A 19,521-nucleotide genomic window follows, 5' to 3' on the forward strand; every position below is an offset into this window, starting at 1 on the left:
CACCATGAGCACCGCGACCCCCGATACGGACATCGACCTGAGCTCCCTCGAGTTCTGGGCACGTCCCTACGAGGAGCGGGAGCGCTCGTTCCGCTGGCTGCGCGAGAACCGCCCCGTGTCGTGGCAGCGGGCCCCCGACCCGCTCGCGCCCGGCCTCGAGAACTCCAAGGGCTACTGGGCGATCGCGCGCTACGAGCACATCCGCGAGATCTCCCGGAACCCCGAGGCGTTCTCCTCGGCCGACGGCGTCTTCCTCGACGACTTCCCGCAGCTCGAGACGATTCTCTCGTTCATCGTGATGGACGACCCGCGTCACAAGGCGCTGCGCGACATCACCCAGTCGGCGTTCAACCCCCGCAACATCCGGCGGATGGAGGAGCAGATCGCCACCGTGGCCCGCCGCATCGTCGACGGCGTCGCGCCGCTCGGCCAGGGCGACCTCTGCGAGCTGGTCTTCAAGCAGCTCCCGGGCTACGTGTTCGCCGAGGTGTTCGTGGGCATCCAGGAGGAGCACCGCCGTGATGTCCTGATCGAGGCCGCCGAGCAGCTCGGGGCCTGGGCCGATCCTTCCTACGCCCACATCGGGCCCCCGCTGGTCGTCTTCCAGGATGCGGCCCAGCGGATCATGGCGATCGCGTTCGAGGAGGCCGAGCGCTGCCGTCGCGAGCCCGACGACAACCTGATGACCTGGATCGTGCAGGCGCAGCACGACGGTCAGGGACTGACCGAGCCGGAGCTCGGCGCGTTCTTCACGCTGCTCGTCGGGGCGGCGAACGACACCTCGCGCCACGCGATGGCCCACGCGATCATCAACCTCCAGAAGCACCCGGACCAGAAGGCCGTGCTGCTCGAGGACCTCGAGGGTCGGCTCGACGTCGCCGTCGAGGAGCTGATGCGCTGGTCGCCGCCGCTGATGCACTTCCGCCGCACGGCCACGCAGGACTACGACCTGGACGGCACGATCATCAAGGCGGGTGACAAGGTCGTCCTCTGGTACTGCTCGGGCAACCGCGACCCCGACGCGTTCCCCGACCCGGACCGCTTCGACCTCCGGCGGCAGCCGAATCGTCACCTGAGCTTCGGCAACGGCGCGCACTACTGCATGGGCTCGGCGCTCGGTCGGCAGATGGTCAAGAGCATCCTCCGGGAGTTCACCGCGCGGATGCCGGACCTCGAGGTCGGGGAGCCGCAGATGCTGCTCTCGAACTTCATGAACGGGGTGCTGGCGCTCGAGGGTCGCTGGACCCCGACCGGCGGACGCGCGTGACCGGCGCCGTCCGGGGGGACTGACCATCGGCCGATCCACCGACGGACGGGGGCCCCGGGACGGATCGACTCAGCGCCCCTCGCGTCGCCGCCGGCGCAGCTCCGCCGGGTCGTCGCCGAACAGCAGGTCGTCCGGGGGCGGCGCGGCGCGCACGCCGCGGAACCCGCCCTGCTGCGGGGCGCCGAGCAGCGACGTGCGCAGCCGGTCGCGCTCCGCGGCCTGGGCGACGCCCTCGCGGCGATCGACGTCGCCGCTCATCCACAGCCGGTGGATGACGCCCATCAGCGGGATCAGAACGATCGCGATGCCGTACATCCCCACCGGTGTCATCGCGTAGCCGAGCGGGCTGAACGTGTCGGTCATGAGCTTCGTCCAGAAGATCGTGCCGACCACGAACACGACGACCGCCCCGACGGCCAGCGCGACGGCGACGAACCGCGCGCCGACGTCGGTCGCGACGTTGCGGGGGATCGCTCGTGGGTGCTGCGCCTCGTGGTCCATGGTCGTCGTCCGTGTCGGTCGTCACAGGCCCGGTACCCGGAACGTAGCACCGATCTCCACGGCGCCGGACGGCGTACGCGTACGGACGTTCGTCTGATCGGCCCGCGCCCGTGGTTGCCGGGACGGGGGCGGGGTAGCGACGCCCCACACGCGGCAGCACCCCGACGCGTCCCGCCACGCGGGCGGTCGGGTTCCGCCCGCGACCACCTCAACGAAGGGACGCTCCATGATCGGAGCCATCATCCTCGGCCTCGTGGCCGGATTCGTCGGCAAGGCGCTCGTCCCGGGCGAGGACCCCGGCGGCATCGTGATCACGACGGTCATCGGCCTGGTCGGCGCGCTCGTCGGCTACTTCATCTTCACCCGCGGGCTGGGCATCGGCGACCACGACGCGTTCGACCTGGGCGGCCTGCTCAGCGCGATCATCGGCGTCGTGATCGTCCTCACCGCCTACCGCGTGGTCGCGGGCCGCACGACGTGAGCACCGGCGGGCGGGGCCACCCGTCCGCCGCCCCGCTCCCCGAGCCCCTGGCCGCAGCTCCGCGACCGGACGCGCCCGTCCGCACCACCGTCGTGGCCGCCGACCACGGCGCGACGGACGGGGCGGCGCCGGACCGCTAGCGTCCCGCGGCGATGAGCCCCGACGGCCCGGTCGCCGACGCCAACGCGTCCCGCAACACCCGCCGGGAGCGCGGCCGCCGCGCCCGCTGGGCGCCGGCCCGCGCCGCGCTCGCCGCGCTGCTGCAGGACCACCTCGTCCCGGGCGCGCGCGTCGCGGTCGTCGGCGCCGGCAACGGGGACGACCTGCCGCTCGGCGCGATCGCCGCGCGGGCGTCGTCCGTGACGCTGCTGGACATCGACCCCGACGCGGCGCTGCGGGCCCGGGGCCGGGTGCGCCGCGGGCTGCGCCGCCGCGTGCGGACGCTCCGCCACGACGTCACCGGCGGGGCCGCGGACCACGTCGTCCGGGGGGCCGTCGCGGCGGGCGGCGATCCCGTCGGGCCGCCGGCGCCCGGCGGCGCCCCGGGCTCGGCGGCCCCGCTGCCGGGCGGCCCGTACGACCTGGTGATCGGCGACCTCCTCTACAGCCAGCTGCTCTACCCGGCGCTCCTGGACGCGGGCGTCCCCGCCGACCGGCGGCGGGCGGCCATCGGCGGACACGGCGCGGCGCTCACCGCCGCCGTCGTCGCGCGGCTCCACGCGTCCGCGCCGGTCGTCGTCCACCTCCAGGACCTCGCGTGCTGGGGCAACGGCTACGAGCAGCCCGTCGACCTGGAGGACGTCCTGGAGGCGGCGGAGACCGACCTGCCGGCCGCGCTGGCGCTCGCGGCGCGCACGAAGGGGCCGCGCGAGTCCGATCCCCGCCGCGCCGTCGAGGCGCTCGGGATCCCCGTCCTGGCCACCGCGCTGTGGCGGTGGCCGTTCGTGGAGGGCGTCGACTACCTCGTCGTCGCGACCGTGGCGGGGGAGCCCGCCGGGGCGTAGGCGCGGGCGGGACGCCGGCGCGCGGCCGGCCGGGGCCGACGCGGTGCGGTCGCCCCGCCGGACCCGCCGCTCAGCGCGGCGCCTCGTAGAGCGCGTCGATCTCCGGGGCGTAGCGGTCGTGGATCACGCGGCGCTTGAGCTTCATCGTCGGCGTCAGCTCGTCGCCGCCGGGCGCCCACTTCTCGGGCACGATCTGGAAGCGCTTGATCTGCTCGACGCGCGAGAGCTTGCGGTTGCCGCGTGCCACGGCGGCGTCGACCGCGGCGACGACGGCCTCGTGCGTCGTCAGCTCGGCGAGGTCGTCGGCGACGAGGCCCTCCTGCTCGGCGAAGCCCTGCAGCGCCTCGCGGTCCAGCGCGATCAGCGCGACGTTGTACGGCCGCCGGTCCCCGATCGCGGCGATCTGCCCGATCAGCGCGCTCTCGGGCTTGATCGCCATCTCGATGCCGGCCGGGGACATGTTCTTCCCCGCCGCGTTGACGATCAGCTCCTTCTTGCGGTCGACGATCGTCAGGTAGCCGTCGGCGTCCCGCGTGGCGACGTCGCCGGAGTGCATCCAGCCGTCGGCGTCCAGCGCCTCGGCCGTGCGCTCCGGGTCGCCCCGGTAGCCGACCATCACGTTCTCGCCGCGGACGAGGATCTCGCCGTCGTCCGCCAGGCGGACCTCGACGCCGGGCAGCGGCAGGCCGACCGTCCCGAGCTTGTTGCGCTCCAGGGGGTTGGAGATCGTGAAGACCGTCTCGGACATGCCCCAGAACTCGACGACCTCGAGGCCGACGGCGTGGAAGAGCTGCAGCACCTCCGGCGGCGACGGGGCGGCGGCCACGCCGAACCACTCCAGCTGGTCGAGGCCGAGCTGCGTGCGCAGGCCGGCGAGCACGACCTCGGCCTCGGGGCCGACGCCGGGGTGGAACTGCGGCGGGCAGCCCGCCTGGATCGCCTCGACGGTCTCGCGGCCCTTCCGGACCGCGTCGGCGAGCTCGGGCGACGCCGCGGCGGCCCGCTCGATGCCCAGGGCGAGCTTCTCGAGGATCCGCGGGACCGCGAACAGCCGCGTCGGGCGGGCCTCCGCGAGCGTCGCCGCGAGGACCTTCGGGTCGGGGCAGCAGGTGACCTCGTAGCCGAACGCGAGCGAGCCGTAGTGGCTGATGTAGCGCTCGGCGATGTGCGCCATCGGCAGGTACGAGACGACGCGGCCGCCGAGCGTCGGGGGCGCGAACGTCTCCATCGTGCGGAGGTTGAAGAGCAGGCCCGCGTGGGAGTGCTGGACGCCCTTCGGGACGCCGGTGGTGCCCGAGGTGTAGACGAGGACCGCCACGTCGTCCGCCTGCACGGACGCGGCGGCGGCGTCGAGGTCGAAGTCCGGGTCGCCGGCCTCCTCGAGCGCCTGCAGGCTGGACGTGGCGCCCTCGCCGCCGTCGATCGAGACGACGTGCTGCAGCGTCGGCTCGAGCGTCGCGGCCTCGGCGAGCGTCGCCGTGAACGCCGCCTCGGTGATCGCGATCCGCGCCTCGGAGTTGCGCAGCGGGGCGAGCAGCTGCTCGGCCGGGCTCGTGTTGTAGAGCGAGAACGCGCCCGCGCCCAGGTGCAGCGCGGCGGTGTCGACGAGGTGGAACTCCGGCACGTTGGTCAGCATCAGCGCGACGCTGTCGCCGCGCCCCACGCCCATCGCCTGCAGGCCGGCGGCGATCCGACGGACGCGTTCCCGGTACTGGGACCACGTGATCGAGACGCCGTCCGGTCCGCTGGTGCGCAGCGCGACGTCGTCGGGCCGCTCGGCCACGGTCGTCGCGAACGCCTCGCAGAGCGTCGCGGCACGGAGGGCCTCGGGGAGCGGTCGGCGGGTGCTGATGTCGGTGGAGGCCATGCGGGTTCCCCTGGCGGGCGGGCGGTGGGTGGCGGGCCGGGACGCGCGGGGCGACCGTCGAGCCTCCTCGACGCTAGCCCCGGCTCCCGGCGGGGGCGTCCCTACACGGAGGGACCGGGGCCTCCCGACGGGGGTACGACCCGCAGGCACTCACCTCCGTCCCGGCCCCGGGCCAGGCCGGGTGACCGGCCCCCGCGACGGGTGTCCGGGCGCTCAGGCGCCGGTGCGCTTGAGCTCGAGGTACCGCGAGATCGCCTCGGAGCGGTTGGCCGCGCCGAGCTTGCGGAGGATCCGCTTGACGTGCGACTTGACCGTCCCGGTCGAGATCACCAGGCGCTCGGCGATCGCGCCGTTGGCGGCCCCGGCGACGATCAGCGCGACGACCTCGCGCTCGCGCGGCGTCAGCAGCTCGTCGATCGCCCCGTGGTCCTCCGACGCGCGGGGGAGGAGGTCGTCGTGCTCGACCTCGGAGAGGTCGAACTCCGCGTCGACGAGCCGGTCGGCGGCGTCGAGCTCGGCCTCGAACGCCGTCACGAGGGCCTTGCGCTGGCGCTCGAGGCGCTCGAGCAGGGCGCTGCGCTCGTAGACGTCGCCGAAGGCGCGCGCGAACGTCGCGAGCAGGTCGCGGTCGACGTCGTCGACCGGGCGGTCGGAGGGGTGGTGGTCGCCGCGGAGCAGCCCCAGCACCCCGGAGGACACCTGGATCGGCACGACGACGTAGGACTCGTCGCCCCCGGGAGCGGCGCCGGCCATCGGGTCGGCGCCCGTCCGCGCCGGCCGGGCGTCGACGAGGCGCGGCGTGCCGGACTCGAAGACCATCCACTCGGTCAGGCCGTCCTTCCACGGGGACGTCCCGTCGTCCGAGGCGGGGTGGACGCCCCGGACGCTCCACTCCCCGTGCGAGAAGACGGACAGCGCGACGCGCGAGAGGCCGCACGCCTCGGCGGACTCGGCGCAGACGCGGTCGAGGATCCCGGCCGTCGAGCGGACCCGGCGCAGGCGGCCGATCGCCTGGCTGATCGCGTCGACCGGCCGGCCGCGGCCGGCCATGCGGGTCGCGCGGATGCTGCGCCGACAGTCGTGCAGCTCGACGGTCATCGCCGCGAGCCGCGCGCGCCGGCTCGCGCCGGCCGTCGGCAGCTGCTCCATGACGCCGGCCAGCGCCTGGTCGATCATCGCCAGGCCCGCCTGGAGCCCGTCGGGGGTCACGCGGGAGGGGCGCACGACCACGCCGCAGGTGCGCAGCCGGCCGGCGAGGTCGTTGAGCTGGCGGGCGGTGTCGGCGGCGTTGCGGGCGCGGACCGCCGCGGGTGCGGCGGTGCTCACGCGTGCTGCTCCGTCCGCTGCGAGAGGTGGGCGTAGCGGGCGACCGCCGCGGCGCGCGTGGGGGCGTGGAGCTTGCGCAGGATGTGCTTGACGTGGGACTTGACCGTGCCCTCGGCGATCACGAGCTGCTCCGCGATGCGGGTGTTCGTGGCGCCCTCGGCCATCAGGCCCAGGACCTCGCGCTCGCGGGCGGTCAGGACCGACGCGATCCGCGGCATCGCGGAGGACTCGGACGAGATGCGCGAGCGGGCGTCGGCCTCGGCGGCCTCCGCGGCGGCGAGCACGGCCTCGTCGAGCTCCAGTCGGGAGCGCTCCAGCGTCTCGAGGGTCGACTCGGCCGCGGCGAACGTTCCGCGGGAGCGCTCGAGCTGGTCCTTGAGCCGGGTGCGCAGGACGGACTGCTCGTAGATCAGGCCGAAGCACGACGCGAACGCCGCGATCCGGTCGCGGTCGATGTCGGTGACCGGCTGGTCGCCGTCGCGGCGGTCGGCGTGGAGGAAGCCGATCGCCCGTCCGCGCGAGGTGATGGGCGCGACCACGTACGACGAGGAGTGCGACGCCCGGACGATCGCCTTGAACGTGCGTCCGTCGTCCAGCGGGGCCGTGACGAGGGCCGCCATCCGGCGCCGGACGAGGTCGGTCTCCAGCAGCGTGTGGGAGAGCGGGATGCGGGCGGACTCGACGAACGCCCGGAACTCCTCGGCGTGCTCGTCGCTGTTCTGCTCGATGTGCAGCCGCCGCGGCAGCCACATCGACCCGATGACGGACGAGATCATGCCGCGCCCGAAGGAGCAGCTGCGGCAGAGCTCGACGGGGGCGCGGTCGATCGCGTCGGGCGCGGGCAGGGCACGCAGCGCGTCGACGGCGTCCTGGACGCGCTCGAGCTCGCGGAGCCGCCGGCGCACGGCGTGGGCCTCGCGGTCGGCCTGCAGCGCGTCGACGTCGCTCAGCAGCCGGCAGGCCCGCAGGAGCGCGTCGGCGCCCCACGCGCCGGGGTTCTCGGCGATCCGGGCCTCGAGCTGCTCGCGGGCCAGCGCGAGCGCGACGTCGTCCCCGCCGGGCGCGCCGGCGACCGGATGGGTCGCGGCCCCCGAGGCGCTGAGGGCGGCCCAGATCTCCCGCTGGATCGCGTCGGCGCGGTCGTCCGTCGTCATCGCTCCCATGTGCGATCCCCCTGGAGTGTGCGGCGTCTCACAGGGCACACCATACGCGTCCCCCATCGGGGGAGGGCGACGGTTTTCTGCGAGCCCGGGCGTCGAGGGGTCGGAGCGGGGTCGGCGCGGGGACCGGCCGAGGGCCCCGGAGCCGCCGGACCGCCGGGCCCCGTGCGTGAGCGATCGTTCACGTAGTCTCGCCGGGACGCGGCGGCTCCGGTCGGCCGCCGATCACGACCAGCGAGCGGGGGAGCGGGCGATGCAGGCGGTGCGGTTGCACGGGTACGGCGGGCTGGACGAGCTGGTGTTCGAGGAGGCGCCGGACCCGGTCGTCCCGGACGGGTGGGTGCTCGTCGAGCTGCGGGCGGCCGCGCTGAACTGGCACGACTGCCTGGTGCGGCAGGGCCGCTACCCGGCGCCGCTGCCGCTGGTCCCCGGGGCCGACGGCGCGGGGGTGCGCCGCGACACGGGGGAGGAGGTCGTGATCCTGCCGTCCCTCTGGTGGGGCGACGGGCAGGAGGCGCCGGGCACGCGGTTCGAGATCCTGGGCGACCGCGTCGACGGGACGTACGCGGAGCTCGTCGCCGTGCCGGAGGAGAACGTCTTCCCCAAGCCCCGTGCGCTGTCGTGGGCCGAGGCCGCGGCGCTGCCGCTCGCGGGCGTCACGGCGCACCGGGCGCTCTTCGGGCGCGGCGGGCTCCGGGCCGGCGAGCGGGTGCTGATCCTCGGCGCGGGCGGTGGCGTCGCGACGTTCCTCGTCGCGTTCGCCGACCGGGCCGGGGCGCGCGTCACGGTGACGTCGTCGTCCCAGGCCGGCATCGACCAGGCGGTCGCGCTGGGCGCCGCGGGCGGCGTGCTCTACACCGACGAGGGCTGGCCGCAGGCGGCCCGCGACGAGGCCGGAGGCGAGGGCTTCGACCTCGTCGTCGACCCGGTCGGCGCGTGGGCGGACGGGATCGCGACGCTGCGCCCCGGCGGGCGACTGGTGAGCTTCGGGGCCAACGCCGCGGAGCACGCCGACGTGTCGATCCGGCCGTTCTACTTCGGGCAGTACAGCCTGCTCGGCACCACGATGGGGAGCCCGCGGGACTTCCGCGCGATGCTCGGCCTGGTCGACCGGATGCCGGGCTGGCGGCCGGTCGTCGGGACGGAGCTTCCGCTGGATCGCGCGGCCGACGCGCAGGCGCTGCTGGAGGGCGGCGGGCACCGCGGCAAGGTCGTCCTCACCACCGGATGAGGGCCGGCCGGCCCGTCCGTCGGGGTGCCCCCGCCGGATGGGACTCCCCCCACCGGTAGACGAACATCCCCCGGTGAGGCGCATCCGTCGCCGGGGCCTCCGCCGAGACTACGGCTCCATCACCGGGCCCCCGACCGCCGACGAGACGTGCTCGTCGGCCGGGGTCCCGGGAACGCCCTCGCAGAAGCAGGAGTCACCCCGGATGAGCACCGTCACCAAGTCCGAGAACGCGATCGTCCCCGACGAGATCGCGAAGCAGATCGTCCTGCCCGAGGGGCACCGCGACGAGACGAAGCTCTACGCGGCGTACGACTGGCTGCTCGAGAACGCCCCGCTGGCCCAGGCGCACGTCGAGGGCTACGACCCGCTCTGGCTCGTCACGAAGCACGCCGACATCCAGGAGGTCGAGAAGCAGCCGCAGATCTTCACCAACGGCGGCGGCGAGAACAAGGGTGCGCACAACCCGATCGTCGTCAACCAGGCGGGCGAGGAGTTCACCAAGCAGCTCACGGGCGGCAGCTTCCGGGTGCTCGAGACGCTCACCTACCTCGACCCGCCGGAGCACACCTCTGTCAAGAACATCGCGCTGGACTGGTTCCGCCCCGCGAACCTCAAGCAGTGGGAGGACCGTGTCCGCGAGCTCGCGAAGGAGTCGGTCGCCGACCTCCGGGAGAAGGCCGCCGCGGGTGAGCTGGACCTCATCAAGGACTGGGCGATCTTCTACCCGCTGCACGTGATCATGACGCTCTGCGGCGTCCCCGAGGAGGACGAGCCGCGGATGATGGCGTTGACGCAGGACTTCTTCGGGACGGCGGACCCGGACCAGAAGCGCGACGACGTCGAGCTCTCCCCGGACGCCGCCGCGAAGCAGTGGGTCGCGACGATCCAGGACTTCTACGCGTACTTCGACGCGATCGTCGAGGACCGGCGCGCGAATCCGACCGACGACCTCGCGACGATCGTCTCGGTCGCGCGGGGCGAGGACGGTGAGTACCTGCCCAAGGAGGTCGCCTACGGCTACCTGGTCGCGATCGCGACGGCCGGGCACGACACGACGTCGGCCACGCTCACCACGGGGATCCAGGCGCTGCTCGAGCACCCGGAGCAGCTCAAGGCGCTCCAGGAGGACCCGTCCGGGATCCCGAACTTCGTCAACGAGGCGATCCGCTGGACGTCCCCGGTCAAGCAGTTCACCCGCCAGGCGCTCGAGGACTACGAGCTGCGCGGGCAGAAGATCAAGAAGGGCGACCGCCTCCTGACGCTCTACCAGGCCGCCAACCGCGACCCGGAGGTGTTCGAGGACTACGAGACCTTCGACTCCACCCGTCGCCCGAACAAGCACATCGCGTTCGGCTACGGCCCGCACATGTGCATCGGGCAGCACGTCGCGAAGCTCGAGCTGCGGGTCATGTTCGAGGAGCTCCTCCCGCACATCGTGAGCGGCGAGGTCACCGGCGAGCGCAAGGTCGTGCAGACGAACTTCGTCGGCGGCGTGAAGAACCTGCCGGTCAAGCTGGAGCTGAAGTGACGGCGGAGCACACCGACCCCGGGGCCGTGGTCGTCGTCGGGGGCGGCCACGGGGGCGGGACGCTCGTCGGGCTGCTCCGGCAGCTCGGTCACGCCGCCCCCGTGACCCTCGTCGGCCACGAGGCCGACGCCCCGTACCACCGGCCGCCGCTGTCGAAGAAGTTCCACGGCGACGAGCTCGAGCAGCCGCTGAAGCCGGCGCCGTTCTACGCGGAGCAGGACATCGCGCTGCGGCTCGGCGCGGAGGTCGTGGCGATCGACCGCGACGCGCGCACCGTCCGCCTGGACGACGGGAGCGAGCTGGCCTACGGGACCCTCGTCCTCGCGACCGGCGCGGCCCCGCGCCGGCTCGAGGTGCCCGGCGCGGACCTCGCGGGCGTCCTCAGCCTGCGGACGCTCGACGACGCGCGGGCGCTGCGCGACGGCCTGCGGCCCGGCCGCCGGCTCGTGATCGTCGGCGGCGGCTACGTCGGCCTGGAGGTCGCGGCCGTCGCCCGCTCCCAGGGGCTCGAGGTGACCGTGCTGGAGCGCGAGGACCGCGTGCTGGCCCGCGTCGCCAGCCCGGAGCTCTCCTCGATCCTCGGCGCCCACCACGAGCGCCACGGCACGGTCGTGGAGACCGGCGCGGACGTGGCGTCGTTCGCCGGCGACGAGCACGGCGCGGTCCGCGCCGTGGTGCTCGCCGACGGCCGAGAGGTCCCGTGCGACGTCGCGCTCGTCGGCGTCGGGGCGGTCCCCCGCGACGACCTCGCCCGCGCGGCCGGCCTGGCCTGCGAGGGCGGGATCCTCGTCGACGCGGAGACCCGCACGGCGGACCCGGCGATCCTCGCGATCGGCGACGTGACCCGCCGGCCGCTGGGCGGGGCGGGGGAGCTCGTCCGGATGGAGAGCATCCCGAGCGCGACGGAGCAGGCGAAGCAGGCCGCCCACGTCATCGTCGGGCGGGACGTCCCCGCGGCCGACGTGCCGTGGTTCTGGTCCGACCAGTTCGACCTGAAGCTGAAGATCGCGGGCCTCCTCCGCGGCGACCGTCCGGCCGTCGTGCGCGGCGACCCGGCGTCGGGGCGGTTCACGCTCTTCCATCTCGACGGGGACGTCGTCCGCGCGGTCGAGTCCGCCAACGCCCCCGCCGAGTTCATGGCCGGCAAGAAGCTGATCCAGCGCGGCGACCGCGTCGACGTCGCGCGGCTCGCCGACGTCGACGTGAAGCTCAAGGACGTCGTGCTGTCCGTCCCCGAGCCGGCCGCGTCCGCGTGAGGCGTCCGCTCCCCGCCGCCGGCGCCCGCCGCGGCGTCCCCGCCGTTCCCACCGTCCCCGCAGAGGAGTCCGCCCCGTGCCGATGATCACCTACGTCCAGGCCGGCGACGGCTCGGAGGCGACCGTCGAGGTCAAGGACGGCCTGAGCGTGATGGACGGCTCCATCGCGAACAACCTGCCCGGGATCGTCGCGGAGTGCGGCGGCTCGTGCTCGTGCGCCACCTGCCACGTCTACGTCGACGAGGCGTTCCGCGAGCTCTTCGGCGCGGCGTCGGAGGAGGAGTGGGAGCTGCTCGAGTTCCTCGACGAGGTGCAGCCGAACTCGCGCCTCTCGTGCCAGCTCGTCGTCACCGCGGCGGCCGACGGCCTGCGGGTCGTCGTCCCCGAGAACCAGGGCTGAACCGGTGTTGACGATGCGCGTGGACCTCGTCCCGCGCATCGACTCGGCGACCCTGATGGCGGTCGGGCCGCGGGCGTTCGGCGCCCGCGCGATCCTCGGGGTGTCCGGGGGCCGCGTCGACGGCGACGGCGTGCACGGCACGATCCGACCACGCTCCCCGGGGTTCCTGGTCGCCGACGCCGACGGCCTCGCGCGCGTGGACCTGCACGGCACGCTGCTGACCGACGACGGCGTGCGGATCGCGGCGAGCTGCGCCGGGATCCTGGAGCTCAACGCCGCCGTCGAGCACGCGCTGGCGACGCGGACGATGACCGGCTTCGGGGACCAGCGGCTGCGGGTGTCGCCGCGCTTCCGCACCGACGACGCCCGCTACCGCTGGCTCGAGCGGGAGGTCTACGTGGCGGACGGCCACGTCGTCCCCGGCGCGCTCGAGTGCCGAGCGCACCGGGTCCGCTGACGGTCGGCGTAGCCGCCCCGGTGCGCGCCCTCGCCGGGGGCCCCTCGGAGCCACGACGGCGGCGCGGACCGTGACGCCCCGAGGACGGTTCTGCGCGCAGCGGCACGGGGTCAGCGGTCGTTCGCCTCGTAGTGCATCGCGATGGCCTCGAGGCGGTTGGTGGCCCCCAGCCGGCGAAGGATCTGCGCGAGGTGCCGCTTGGCCGAGTCCTCGTGGATCGCGCAGCGACGGGCGACCTCCGCGTTCGTGGCTCCCGCGGCGATCAGCTCCATGATCTCCGCCTGCCGGTCGGTGAGGCGAGCCATCCGTGCCCGGGCCGCGGCGGTCCGGGCACGCTCGCGGACGTCCTTGGTCGTTCCGTCGCCGGCTCCGGCGTGCAGATCGGCGATCGGCTCGTCGAGGCCGGCGGCCGCGTCCTGCACCGTCGAGCACACCGACCGGAGCAGGTCCCGCTGCTCGGCGAGCCGCTCGCGCAGCACCGCTTGCGCGTAGATCCTCCCGAACCCGTCGGCGAACTGGGTGAGGACGTCCCGATCGATCTGGACCGACGCGTCGCGCTCGGGGTGGAGCACCGCCACGATGGACCCGAGGTCCGCGCCGTGCCCGCGCACGCGGGCGATGACCTCCCGGCGGGACGGGAGCCCCGCCGCCCCCGGCGGGCGCGACGGCGCACCGGCCCGGCGCCCGGCGCGCCCCTGTCGCGCAGCCGGAGCGTCGTGGCTGGCGAGCGTGACGGGATCGTCGCCGTCGCAGGCCACCAGGGACACGTGGCGGTAGCCGAGGCGTCGTGCCACCACTGCGCAGACGGCGTCGACGAGGGCTGTCGACGACGAGGTCTCGCGCAGCTCGGCGAGGGCAGCGGTGCACGCGGCGAGCATGCGCTCCTGACGTCGCAGGTCGGCGTCGGCGATCGCGTACCCGAGATCGACCAGCTCGGCGATCACCGGGCCGAGCGCGATCTCGGGACCCGCGTCCGCGCCGTCGGTCTGCCGGAGCCGCTCGGCGCAGGTCCCCAGGAGCTCCGACACTCGCTCCGCCGGGCCCGGAGTGCCGGGGGCGGTGACGGCGAGCGGACCGGGCGGACCGCCGATCAGGTCCGCGAGTGCCTGCTCCGCGAGGTCGATCCGGCGCAGCAGATCGCGGGGCGCCGCTCCGTCGCGCGGTGCGGGCGACTCGGCTCCGTACCGGTCAGGACGCATCTCGGCCGCCGACGCGTCCCGCCGCGGACAGGAGGTAGTACCGGGAGACCGCGGCGGACCGCGTCGTCGTTCCGAGCTTGCGCATGATGCGCTTCACGTGCGACTTGACGGTGCCCTCCGCGATCACGAGGCGTTCGGCGATCTCGCCGTTCGTCGCCCCCGTCGCGATCCAGGTCAGCACCTCCACCTCGCGCGCCGACAGCGGCGATCCCGGTGTCGCGACCGCGACCGGTGCCGGCCCGGCCGTCGTACGGTGGAGGCGGTCGGGGGCGCGGAACCGCCCAACACCCGGCGTGCCACCGGCCGCCGAGGCGTGCCGGAACGCCTCGCGGGCGAGCTCGTGCTGCGTGCGCAGGCGCAACGACAGGACGAGGCGCTCGAACTCCAGGCTCAGGGCGTCGGCGAAGGCCCGGACGTTCTCCCGGTCGTTCGCGGTGAGCTCGCGGCCGGAGCCGAACGCGTCCGCGTGGACGAAGCCGATCACCCCGGTGCTGGTCACCAGGGGTGCGGCGACGAAGCCGTCGGATCGGGCGACCGTCACCAGCGGCCGGAAGATGCGCTCGTCGGCGCGGGGATCGGCGATCAGCGCGGGCTCGCGACGCCGGAACAGGCCGAGCTCGAGCGTCTGGCCTCGGAGGGGGATCTCGGATCCGGTGACGAGTCGGTCGAAGGCCGCGTTCGCGATGTGGCCTTCGCTGGTCCGGGCGTACATCACGTGCGGGGCCCACCGCGATCCCCGGACGTCGGAGATCATCACGCGCTCGAACCCGCAGGCGTCGCAGAGCGCGGGCGCCGCCGCCCGGATCATCGCTCCGGGAGTGGAGGCCTCGGAGAGGACGTCCACCGCATCCCGGATGCGTCGGAGCGCCGTCGTCCTCCGCGACAGCGCTCGCGCCCGCGACGCCGGCTCGAGCCGGCGGATCGCGGCGGCGATCGCGTCGTACGTCGTCGCCGTCGTCCGCGACGGCTCGCGGGCGAGGACGCCGCGCGGCACAGGGTCGTCGTGCTCGCGCATCGGGGTACGGCTCGTGCCCGTGCCGCCAACGGGGATCGTCGGTTGGATGATCAGCGCGCGAGCGCGGTCTCGGGGGTCTCGGGACTCGCCGCCGCGGGACGCCGCGAGGGCGGCCCCGGAGGGGTACCCACGTCCCAGCCGTCGCGCTCGGTGGCGGTCGGCCGCGTGGAGCGGAAGCCGTCGAGCAGCCGGTGGCGCCGCGCGGAGATCTCCATCGGCAGCTCGGTCCAGACCTCGCGGAGGATCGCGGTGCGGTCGGCGCCGGGGGCGCGGAGCGCCGCGACGAGGCCGCGCAGCATCCGGGCGGGGCTGATGATCGCCTCGATGGGACGGGCGCGGTTGAACGTGTCCGACAGGTTCGGGGCCTCGCTCCCGGCGAAGGTCCGCATGACCTCGCGGACCAGCGGGCTGGACGGTCCGGGCCGCGACTCGCGGTTGCCCCAGTGGTACGTCGAGATCGTGTCCCGGTCGCGGTGGCGCTCCCAGTCGCGCAGGGCGACGTCGAGGTCGGCGGCGTCGTGCAGCGTCGTCGCGGCGGACTCTCCGAGCAGGCGTCCGTGCTTGAGCGCGTCGCGCATGCCGTTGCCGGTGACGGGGTCCTTGAAGTGGCCGGCGTCCCCGGCCAGCGCCCAGCCGGGACCGCTGGAGACGCGGTAGTACGACGACAGGTCGTCCGTGGTGCGCATCCTGCTCAGGTTCTCGGCGCCGCCGACGCGCTCCTTCAGGGCCGGGTCGCCGTTCAGCAGCGCCGCCCACGAGGCCTCGGGATCGGCCCGGAAGCGCGGGATGTCCGCCGCGTCGCACATGTTCGCCACGAGGGTGCGGCCGGCCGGGCACGAGGGCAGCACCAGGACCTGGTTGCCGTGGGCGCGGAAGATCTGGAAGGCGCTGGGGGCGTCGTCGCCGAGGGGGTCGTCGAGGTAGCGGAACGCGAAGCCGCGCCCGTTCCTCGACGCGCGGTACGGCGTCCAGGCGTCGACCTCCGCGGCGACGCGGGACTTGCGGCCGTCGGCGCCGATCACGAGCTTCGCGTGGATCTCGTACTCGCCCTCGCGGGTCCGGCAGCGCACGCCGGCGGCCCGGCCGTCGCGCCAGAGGACCTCCTGCATCGCCGTGCGCTCGCGGACGTCGGCGCCCGCGTCGCGGGCCGCTTCGACGAGGAGGACGTCCTGCTGGTCCCGCGGGATGCAGAGTCCGTAGTCGATGCCGGAGAACGGCCGGAAGCGCTCGCAGATCTGGACGTCACCGTCGTGGAGGGTCAGGTAGCGCGTCCTCGAGGGGTTCAGGGCGAGGATCTTCTGCAGGGCGCCCATCAGCTGCAGCTCCTGCACGCCGTTGGGGACGAGGACGTGGGTCGACATGGTGTCGGCGGGGAATCGCGCCTTGTCGACGACGATCACGTCGTGGCCGGCGCGGGCCAGCGGGACCGCGGCGGCGGTCCCGGCGCAGCGCGCGCCGACGATGACGACGTCGGCGTGCTCGACGCGGGTCACGACGCGCTCCCCGCGGCGACCGCCGCCACCGAGGCCGCCGCGGCGGGCTCCGCGCCGCCGGCCGCGCGCCGGCGCAGGGTCTGCAGCATGGACCACGAGAGGATCTCGAACGAGATGCCCCACATGATCAGCGGGACGTAGTAGCCGAGCACGCCGTTCCAGGCGAACGGGCCGGTCTTCGTGAAGGCGGGGAGGGCGACGAGGGCGATCACCGCGGCGCTGACGAAGCAGTAGGTGCCGACCCATCCCGGGGCGAGGCGGTCGGGACGATCGCGGGCGGCCCGGACGACGAGCCCCGCGGCGACGAGCTGCACCGAGAGGCCCGGCCAGGTGAGCACGAAGGTGAACCACCCGGCGTCGTTGAGCGCCACCACGACGCCGGGCGCGGCGTCCGGGCGGTAGGCCGCGCCGATCCACAGGCAGCAGGCGGACGACACGAACGCGACGACGCCCAGCCCGCCCAGCATCTGGGTGATCGCCAGGACCGGCCGGCGGCCCTCCAGCGTCCAGAGCATCACGCCGAGCTGCGCGATCCAGAAGGTCAGGAAGCCGCAGCCGATCAGCATGATCGTGCACCCGAGGACGATCCCGGAGTGGTGCTCGGCGTAGGCGGCGGCGAGCGCATCCGCGCTCAGGGATGGATCGAAGGGGAGCAGTCCCTGGGCGAGGATCACCCACCCGACGGTGGCGCAGACCGTGAAGATCGGTCCGCAGACGACGGAGAAGACCTCGACGCGGTGGCGCGCCGACGCGCTGAAGAGGGGCGCGCTCGCGGTCGTGGCGCGTTCGGGCGGTCCGGCGGGAGACGATGGGGGCGGGGGAACGGGATGGGCGTCGGTGGGCGTGGCCATCGGTGGACCTGCGGCTTTCCGCGTCGGGCGCAACGGTGCGCGGGGAGTGACGAGGGTCACCCTTGCACCCGCAGGTCGAAGTGGCCTCAGTCCTTCTGGGTATCCGACCCGCCAGATGGTCGGAACCTCGCGGGGCGGCGCACGAGCTCCCCGCGTCCCTCGCCCGGCGACGCGGAGGAGGTCCCGTGCGGCGACGCCCGGAGGGCCTCACGGCGGGGGCGCGTCGGCCCCGCCCATGGAGGGCGGCTCTCCGTCGAGGTACCGCTTGATCGCCTCGACGCGGTTCAGCGCCCCGGCCGCGCGGAGGATCGCGGTGACGTGGCTCTTGACCGTCGGCACGCCGACGACGAGCCGCTCGGCGATCTCGGCGTTGGACAGTCCCAACGCCATCAGCTCCAGCGTCTCGCGCTGGCGGGGAGTCAGCGCGGACAGCAGGGCCGAGCGGTCCGCGGCGCCCGCCGGCACGACCGTGACGGGACGGGCACCCACCGCCGCGGTCGGCAGCTCGTCGGCGGGGCCCGGCCCGCTGGGGGCCCGCGGGGCCAGCGCACCGCGAAGGCGCATCGCCACGTCCTCCTGCGCCGCCAGCCGGTCGCGGACGGCGAGCACCTCGAACGCGCGCCCGAGCGCGTCCCCGAGTCGCTGCACCACAGCATCGGTGGACCTGTCCACGACCGCCGGGGCGAGCTCGGCCTCCAGGATGCCGAGGACGGCGCCGTCGACGACGATCGGTGCCGTCACGACGACGACCGTGCACCCGTGCTCGTCCGGCCCCACGACCTCGCGGACGACGCTCGCGGTTCGGACGACACGGCGCTCCCGGGGCAGGTCGTCCAGGGCCACGGGGTGGCGGCGGCCGGGGCGGTGCGTCGCGGCGGCCGGGGCCTCGGCCGCGACCTGCCAGGGCGACCAGACGTCATCGCGGACGCGCGAGAGGACGACGCGCTCCGCCTGACACGCCGCGAGCGCGATCGGAGCGGCGCTCCGGACGAGCTCGTCCGTCGACCCGCAACCGCGCAGCGCCTCGAGGCCGCGCTCGACGGCCGCGCGCTGTCGGGATCCGGCGGCGACGCTCGTCCGGTGCAGGCGGTCCTCGGTACGGAGCACGCGGGCGAGCAACCGCAGCAGGTCGGCCCGTCGCTCCGCGTCGGCGGCGGCCAGCGCCCCGATGATCGCGTCGACCGTCCGCCCGAGCGCCTCTTCCGCCGCATCGAGGGTCGCCGGCGTCGGCAGCGCAGGGTCGTCGAGGTGCGTCGCGGCGGTCGCCAGCACGGCCTTCACCGCCGTGAACAGACGCTGCGTGGTCGGCTCCCGCATCAGCCGCTCCCGCGCAGCCGGCGGAACCGGGCGACCGCAGCGCCGCGGCTCTTGACGTGCAGCTTGCGCCGGATCGTGCGCATGTGCGTCTTGACGGTCTCCTCGGACAGCGTCAGGCGCTCGGCGACCGCCCAGTTGGTGGCGCCGTCGGAGACGAGCTCGAGGATCTCGCGCTCGCGTGCGGTGAGCAGCGCGTCGCGTCCCGCCGGAGCGTCGTCCGTCGCCGCGCCGTGGTCTCGCGCGGTCTCGCCGATCACCCGGTCGTCCCCCGGGTCCCGTAGCGGGGCGAGGGCGGCGCGGGCCGCGTCGATCGCCCGCTCGATCTCCTCGGCGCGCCGGGCGAGCGCCTCCTCCGAGGAGGCCCGATCGAACAGCCACCCGAGGTCCGCGGCGAACGCGCCGACCGCCAGCCGGTCGTCCTCCGTGATCGGCTGGTCCTGCCCGACGCGGTCGATGTGCAGGAACCCCAGGGTGCGGGTCCCCACCACGATCGGCGCCGCGGCGTAGGCCGGTGATCCGGCCGCGCGGATGATCGGCTTGAAGGTGCGCCGGTCGTGGACCGGGTCGTCGAAGCGCAGCGCGGTCCGCCGACGGACCATCTCGGTCTCGCCGAGCATGCTCGCCAACGGGATCTCGACGTGCTCGCCGACGAACGACCGGAACGCCTCGGCCTTCGGGTCGAGGTCGTCGCGGGTGTGCACCACCAGCGGCACCCAGCGCGACCCGCGCACCGCCGAGACCATCGAGCGCGTGAACCCGCCGGCGTCGCAGACCGCCCGCGCCGCCCCGTCGACGAGGCTCCAGGAGGTCGGCGCGCCGCGGAGCACGCCGATGGCATCGCGGACGCCGGCGCGGACGACGCGCCGGACGTGGTCGTCGTGCGCGTCGACGGCCCGCCGCTCGCGCACGAGTCGGGCGTACGCGTCGATCCACGCGTCAGGGACCTCGGGTGCCCGGAGTCGCTCCCGGACGTGCCGCGTCACCGCGATCAGGTCGCCGTCGCCGGTCCCCGAGATGGTCCGGCGGACGGCAGCGGCCCGCGCGCGCTCGCGGGCGCTGCGGGCGACCACGTCGTCGACGTCCTGACGCGTCAGCGGCGCGTCGTGTGCGGCGGTCGCGGCGTCCATGCGACGCATCTTCGCTCACGGGACGAGCGGTGGCGACGGCC

18 protein-coding genes are annotated in these 19,521 nt (G+C 74.7%); 8 read left to right on the forward strand and 10 right to left on the reverse strand.

Features of this window, described 5'->3' with window-relative positions; genetic code table 11:
* Nucleotides 1-4: 4 nt before the first annotated feature.
* On the forward strand, nt 5-1,267 hold the full coding sequence (locus tag AB0L40_RS00200; RefSeq protein ID WP_364347402.1) for a cytochrome P450: 1,263 nt from the start codon (nt 5-7) through the stop codon (nt 1,265-1,267).
* A gap of 69 nt (nt 1,268-1,336) precedes the next feature.
* On the opposite strand, the gene AB0L40_RS00205 is transcribed toward AB0L40_RS00200, so the two are convergent.
* Nucleotides 1,337-1,768, reverse strand: a complete 432-nt coding sequence (locus AB0L40_RS00205; RefSeq protein WP_364347405.1) for a hypothetical protein — start codon at nt 1,766-1,768, stop codon at nt 1,337-1,339.
* 226 nt (nt 1,769-1,994) lie between these two features.
* Between AB0L40_RS00205 and AB0L40_RS00210 the strand changes: the two genes are divergently transcribed.
* Nucleotides 1,995-2,249: a GlsB/YeaQ/YmgE family stress response membrane protein gene (locus AB0L40_RS00210; RefSeq protein ID WP_364347408.1), complete on the forward strand. Its 255-nt coding sequence runs from the start codon at nt 1,995-1,997 to the stop codon at nt 2,247-2,249.
* 152 nt (nt 2,250-2,401) lie between these two features.
* The gene (locus tag AB0L40_RS00215; protein WP_364347411.1) at nt 2,402-3,253 is read left to right on the forward strand and encodes a hypothetical protein; all 852 of its coding nucleotides are present in this window, start codon (nt 2,402-2,404) and stop codon (nt 3,251-3,253) included.
* 70 nt (nt 3,254-3,323) lie between these two features.
* Here AB0L40_RS00215 and AB0L40_RS00220 read toward each other — a convergent pair whose 3' ends face one another.
* From AB0L40_RS00220 to AB0L40_RS00230, 3 genes are all read right to left on the reverse strand, one after another.
* Complete coding sequence (locus AB0L40_RS00220; RefSeq protein WP_364347414.1) at nt 3,324-5,120, reverse strand: long-chain fatty acid--CoA ligase; 1,797 nt, start codon at nt 5,118-5,120, stop codon at nt 3,324-3,326.
* Between the two features lie 213 nt (nt 5,121-5,333).
* Nucleotides 5,334-6,446: a LuxR C-terminal-related transcriptional regulator gene (locus AB0L40_RS00225; RefSeq protein WP_364347417.1), complete on the reverse strand. Its 1,113-nt coding sequence runs from the start codon at nt 6,444-6,446 to the stop codon at nt 5,334-5,336.
* A complete protein-coding gene (locus AB0L40_RS00230) occupies nt 6,443-7,609 on the reverse strand; it encodes a LuxR C-terminal-related transcriptional regulator (RefSeq protein ID WP_364347420.1) in 1,167 nt (388 codons plus the stop codon). The genes AB0L40_RS00225 and AB0L40_RS00230 overlap by 4 nt, the downstream gene beginning before the upstream one ends.
* 250 nt (nt 7,610-7,859) lie before the next feature.
* Between AB0L40_RS00230 and AB0L40_RS00235 the strand changes: the two genes are divergently transcribed.
* From AB0L40_RS00235 to AB0L40_RS00255, 5 genes are all read left to right on the forward strand, one after another.
* Nucleotides 7,860-8,837: a zinc-binding dehydrogenase gene (locus AB0L40_RS00235; RefSeq protein ID WP_364347423.1), complete on the forward strand. Its 978-nt coding sequence runs from the start codon at nt 7,860-7,862 to the stop codon at nt 8,835-8,837.
* Between the two features lie 202 nt (nt 8,838-9,039).
* The gene (locus tag AB0L40_RS00240) at nt 9,040-10,365 is read left to right on the forward strand and encodes a cytochrome P450 (RefSeq protein ID WP_364347426.1); all 1,326 of its coding nucleotides are present in this window, start codon (nt 9,040-9,042) and stop codon (nt 10,363-10,365) included.
* Nucleotides 10,362-11,621 (forward strand): FAD-dependent oxidoreductase, encoded by a 1,260-nt coding sequence (locus AB0L40_RS00245; protein WP_364347429.1) that lies wholly within the window; start codon nt 10,362-10,364, stop codon nt 11,619-11,621. The genes AB0L40_RS00240 and AB0L40_RS00245 overlap by 4 nt, the downstream gene beginning before the upstream one ends.
* A 76-nt stretch (nt 11,622-11,697) precedes the next feature.
* Nucleotides 11,698-12,021: a 2Fe-2S iron-sulfur cluster-binding protein gene (locus AB0L40_RS00250; RefSeq protein ID WP_364347431.1), complete on the forward strand. Its 324-nt coding sequence runs from the start codon at nt 11,698-11,700 to the stop codon at nt 12,019-12,021.
* Nucleotides 12,022-12,040: 19 nt separating this feature from the next.
* Nucleotides 12,041-12,478, forward strand: coding sequence for a DUF3237 domain-containing protein (locus AB0L40_RS00255; RefSeq protein WP_364347434.1), 438 nt, complete (start codon nt 12,041-12,043; stop codon nt 12,476-12,478).
* 110 nt (nt 12,479-12,588) lie between these two features.
* Here the strand turns inward: AB0L40_RS00255 and AB0L40_RS00260 are convergent, their stop codons facing one another.
* From AB0L40_RS00260 to AB0L40_RS00285, 6 genes are all read right to left on the reverse strand, one after another.
* Nucleotides 12,589-13,677 (reverse strand): helix-turn-helix transcriptional regulator, encoded by a 1,089-nt coding sequence (locus AB0L40_RS00260; RefSeq protein WP_364347437.1) that lies wholly within the window; start codon nt 13,675-13,677, stop codon nt 12,589-12,591.
* Entirely contained in the window at nt 13,667-14,692 is a 1,026-nt protein-coding gene (locus AB0L40_RS00265) for a helix-turn-helix transcriptional regulator (protein WP_364347440.1), read from the reverse strand. The genes AB0L40_RS00260 and AB0L40_RS00265 overlap by 11 nt, the downstream gene beginning before the upstream one ends.
* A gap of 50 nt (nt 14,693-14,742) precedes the next feature.
* Nucleotides 14,743-16,185, reverse strand: a complete 1,443-nt coding sequence (locus AB0L40_RS00270; RefSeq protein WP_364347443.1) for an FAD-dependent monooxygenase — start codon at nt 16,183-16,185, stop codon at nt 14,743-14,745.
* Nucleotides 16,182-17,036 carry a hypothetical protein gene (locus tag AB0L40_RS00275; RefSeq protein WP_364347446.1) on the reverse strand — a complete coding sequence of 285 codons (855 nt, stop codon included), beginning with the start codon at nt 17,034-17,036 and terminating at the stop codon, nt 16,182-16,184. The genes AB0L40_RS00270 and AB0L40_RS00275 overlap by 4 nt, the downstream gene beginning before the upstream one ends.
* Before the next feature lie 207 nt (nt 17,037-17,243).
* A complete protein-coding gene (locus AB0L40_RS00280; RefSeq protein ID WP_364347449.1) occupies nt 17,244-18,353 on the reverse strand; it encodes a LuxR C-terminal-related transcriptional regulator in 1,110 nt (369 codons plus the stop codon).
* Nucleotides 18,353-19,480, reverse strand: coding sequence for a helix-turn-helix transcriptional regulator (locus tag AB0L40_RS00285; RefSeq protein ID WP_364347452.1), 1,128 nt, complete (start codon nt 19,478-19,480; stop codon nt 18,353-18,355). Before AB0L40_RS00285 ends, AB0L40_RS00280 begins: the two co-directional genes overlap by 1 nt.
* Nucleotides 19,481-19,521: the final 41 nt, after the last annotated feature.

The organism is Patulibacter sp. NPDC049589 (genome assembly GCF_040675535.1).
Taxonomy (GTDB): Bacteria; Actinomycetota; Thermoleophilia; order Solirubrobacterales; family Solirubrobacteraceae; genus Patulibacter.

Excerpts from the sequence above, each read along its gene's own strand:
- AB0L40_RS00200 (WP_364347402.1), top strand. The coding sequence starts at position 5 with ATGAGCACCGCGACCCCCGATACGGACATCGACCTGAGCTCCCTCGAG.
- AB0L40_RS00205 (WP_364347405.1), bottom strand. The coding sequence starts at position 1,768 with ATGGACCACGAGGCGCAGCACCCACGAGCGATCCCCCGCAACGTCGCG.
- AB0L40_RS00210 (WP_364347408.1), top strand. The coding sequence starts at position 1,995 with ATGATCGGAGCCATCATCCTCGGCCTCGTGGCCGGATTCGTCGGCAAG.
- AB0L40_RS00215 (WP_364347411.1), top strand. The coding sequence starts at position 2,402 with ATGAGCCCCGACGGCCCGGTCGCCGACGCCAACGCGTCCCGCAACACC.
- AB0L40_RS00220 (WP_364347414.1), bottom strand. The coding sequence starts at position 5,120 with ATGGCCTCCACCGACATCAGCACCCGCCGACCGCTCCCCGAGGCCCTC.
- AB0L40_RS00230 (WP_364347420.1), bottom strand. The coding sequence starts at position 7,609 with ATGGGAGCGATGACGACGGACGACCGCGCCGACGCGATCCAGCGGGAG.
- AB0L40_RS00235 (WP_364347423.1), top strand. The coding sequence starts at position 7,860 with ATGCAGGCGGTGCGGTTGCACGGGTACGGCGGGCTGGACGAGCTGGTG.
- AB0L40_RS00240 (WP_364347426.1), top strand. The coding sequence starts at position 9,040 with ATGAGCACCGTCACCAAGTCCGAGAACGCGATCGTCCCCGACGAGATC.
- AB0L40_RS00260 (WP_364347437.1), bottom strand. The coding sequence starts at position 13,677 with ATGCGTCCTGACCGGTACGGAGCCGAGTCGCCCGCACCGCGCGACGGA.
- AB0L40_RS00265 (WP_364347440.1), bottom strand. The coding sequence starts at position 14,692 with ATGCGCGAGCACGACGACCCTGTGCCGCGCGGCGTCCTCGCCCGCGAG.
- AB0L40_RS00275 (WP_364347446.1), bottom strand. The coding sequence starts at position 17,036 with ATGGCCACGCCCACCGACGCCCATCCCGTTCCCCCGCCCCCATCGTCT.
- AB0L40_RS00280 (WP_364347449.1), bottom strand. The coding sequence starts at position 18,353 with ATGCGGGAGCCGACCACGCAGCGTCTGTTCACGGCGGTGAAGGCCGTG.
- AB0L40_RS00285 (WP_364347452.1), bottom strand. The coding sequence starts at position 19,480 with ATGGACGCCGCGACCGCCGCACACGACGCGCCGCTGACGCGTCAGGAC.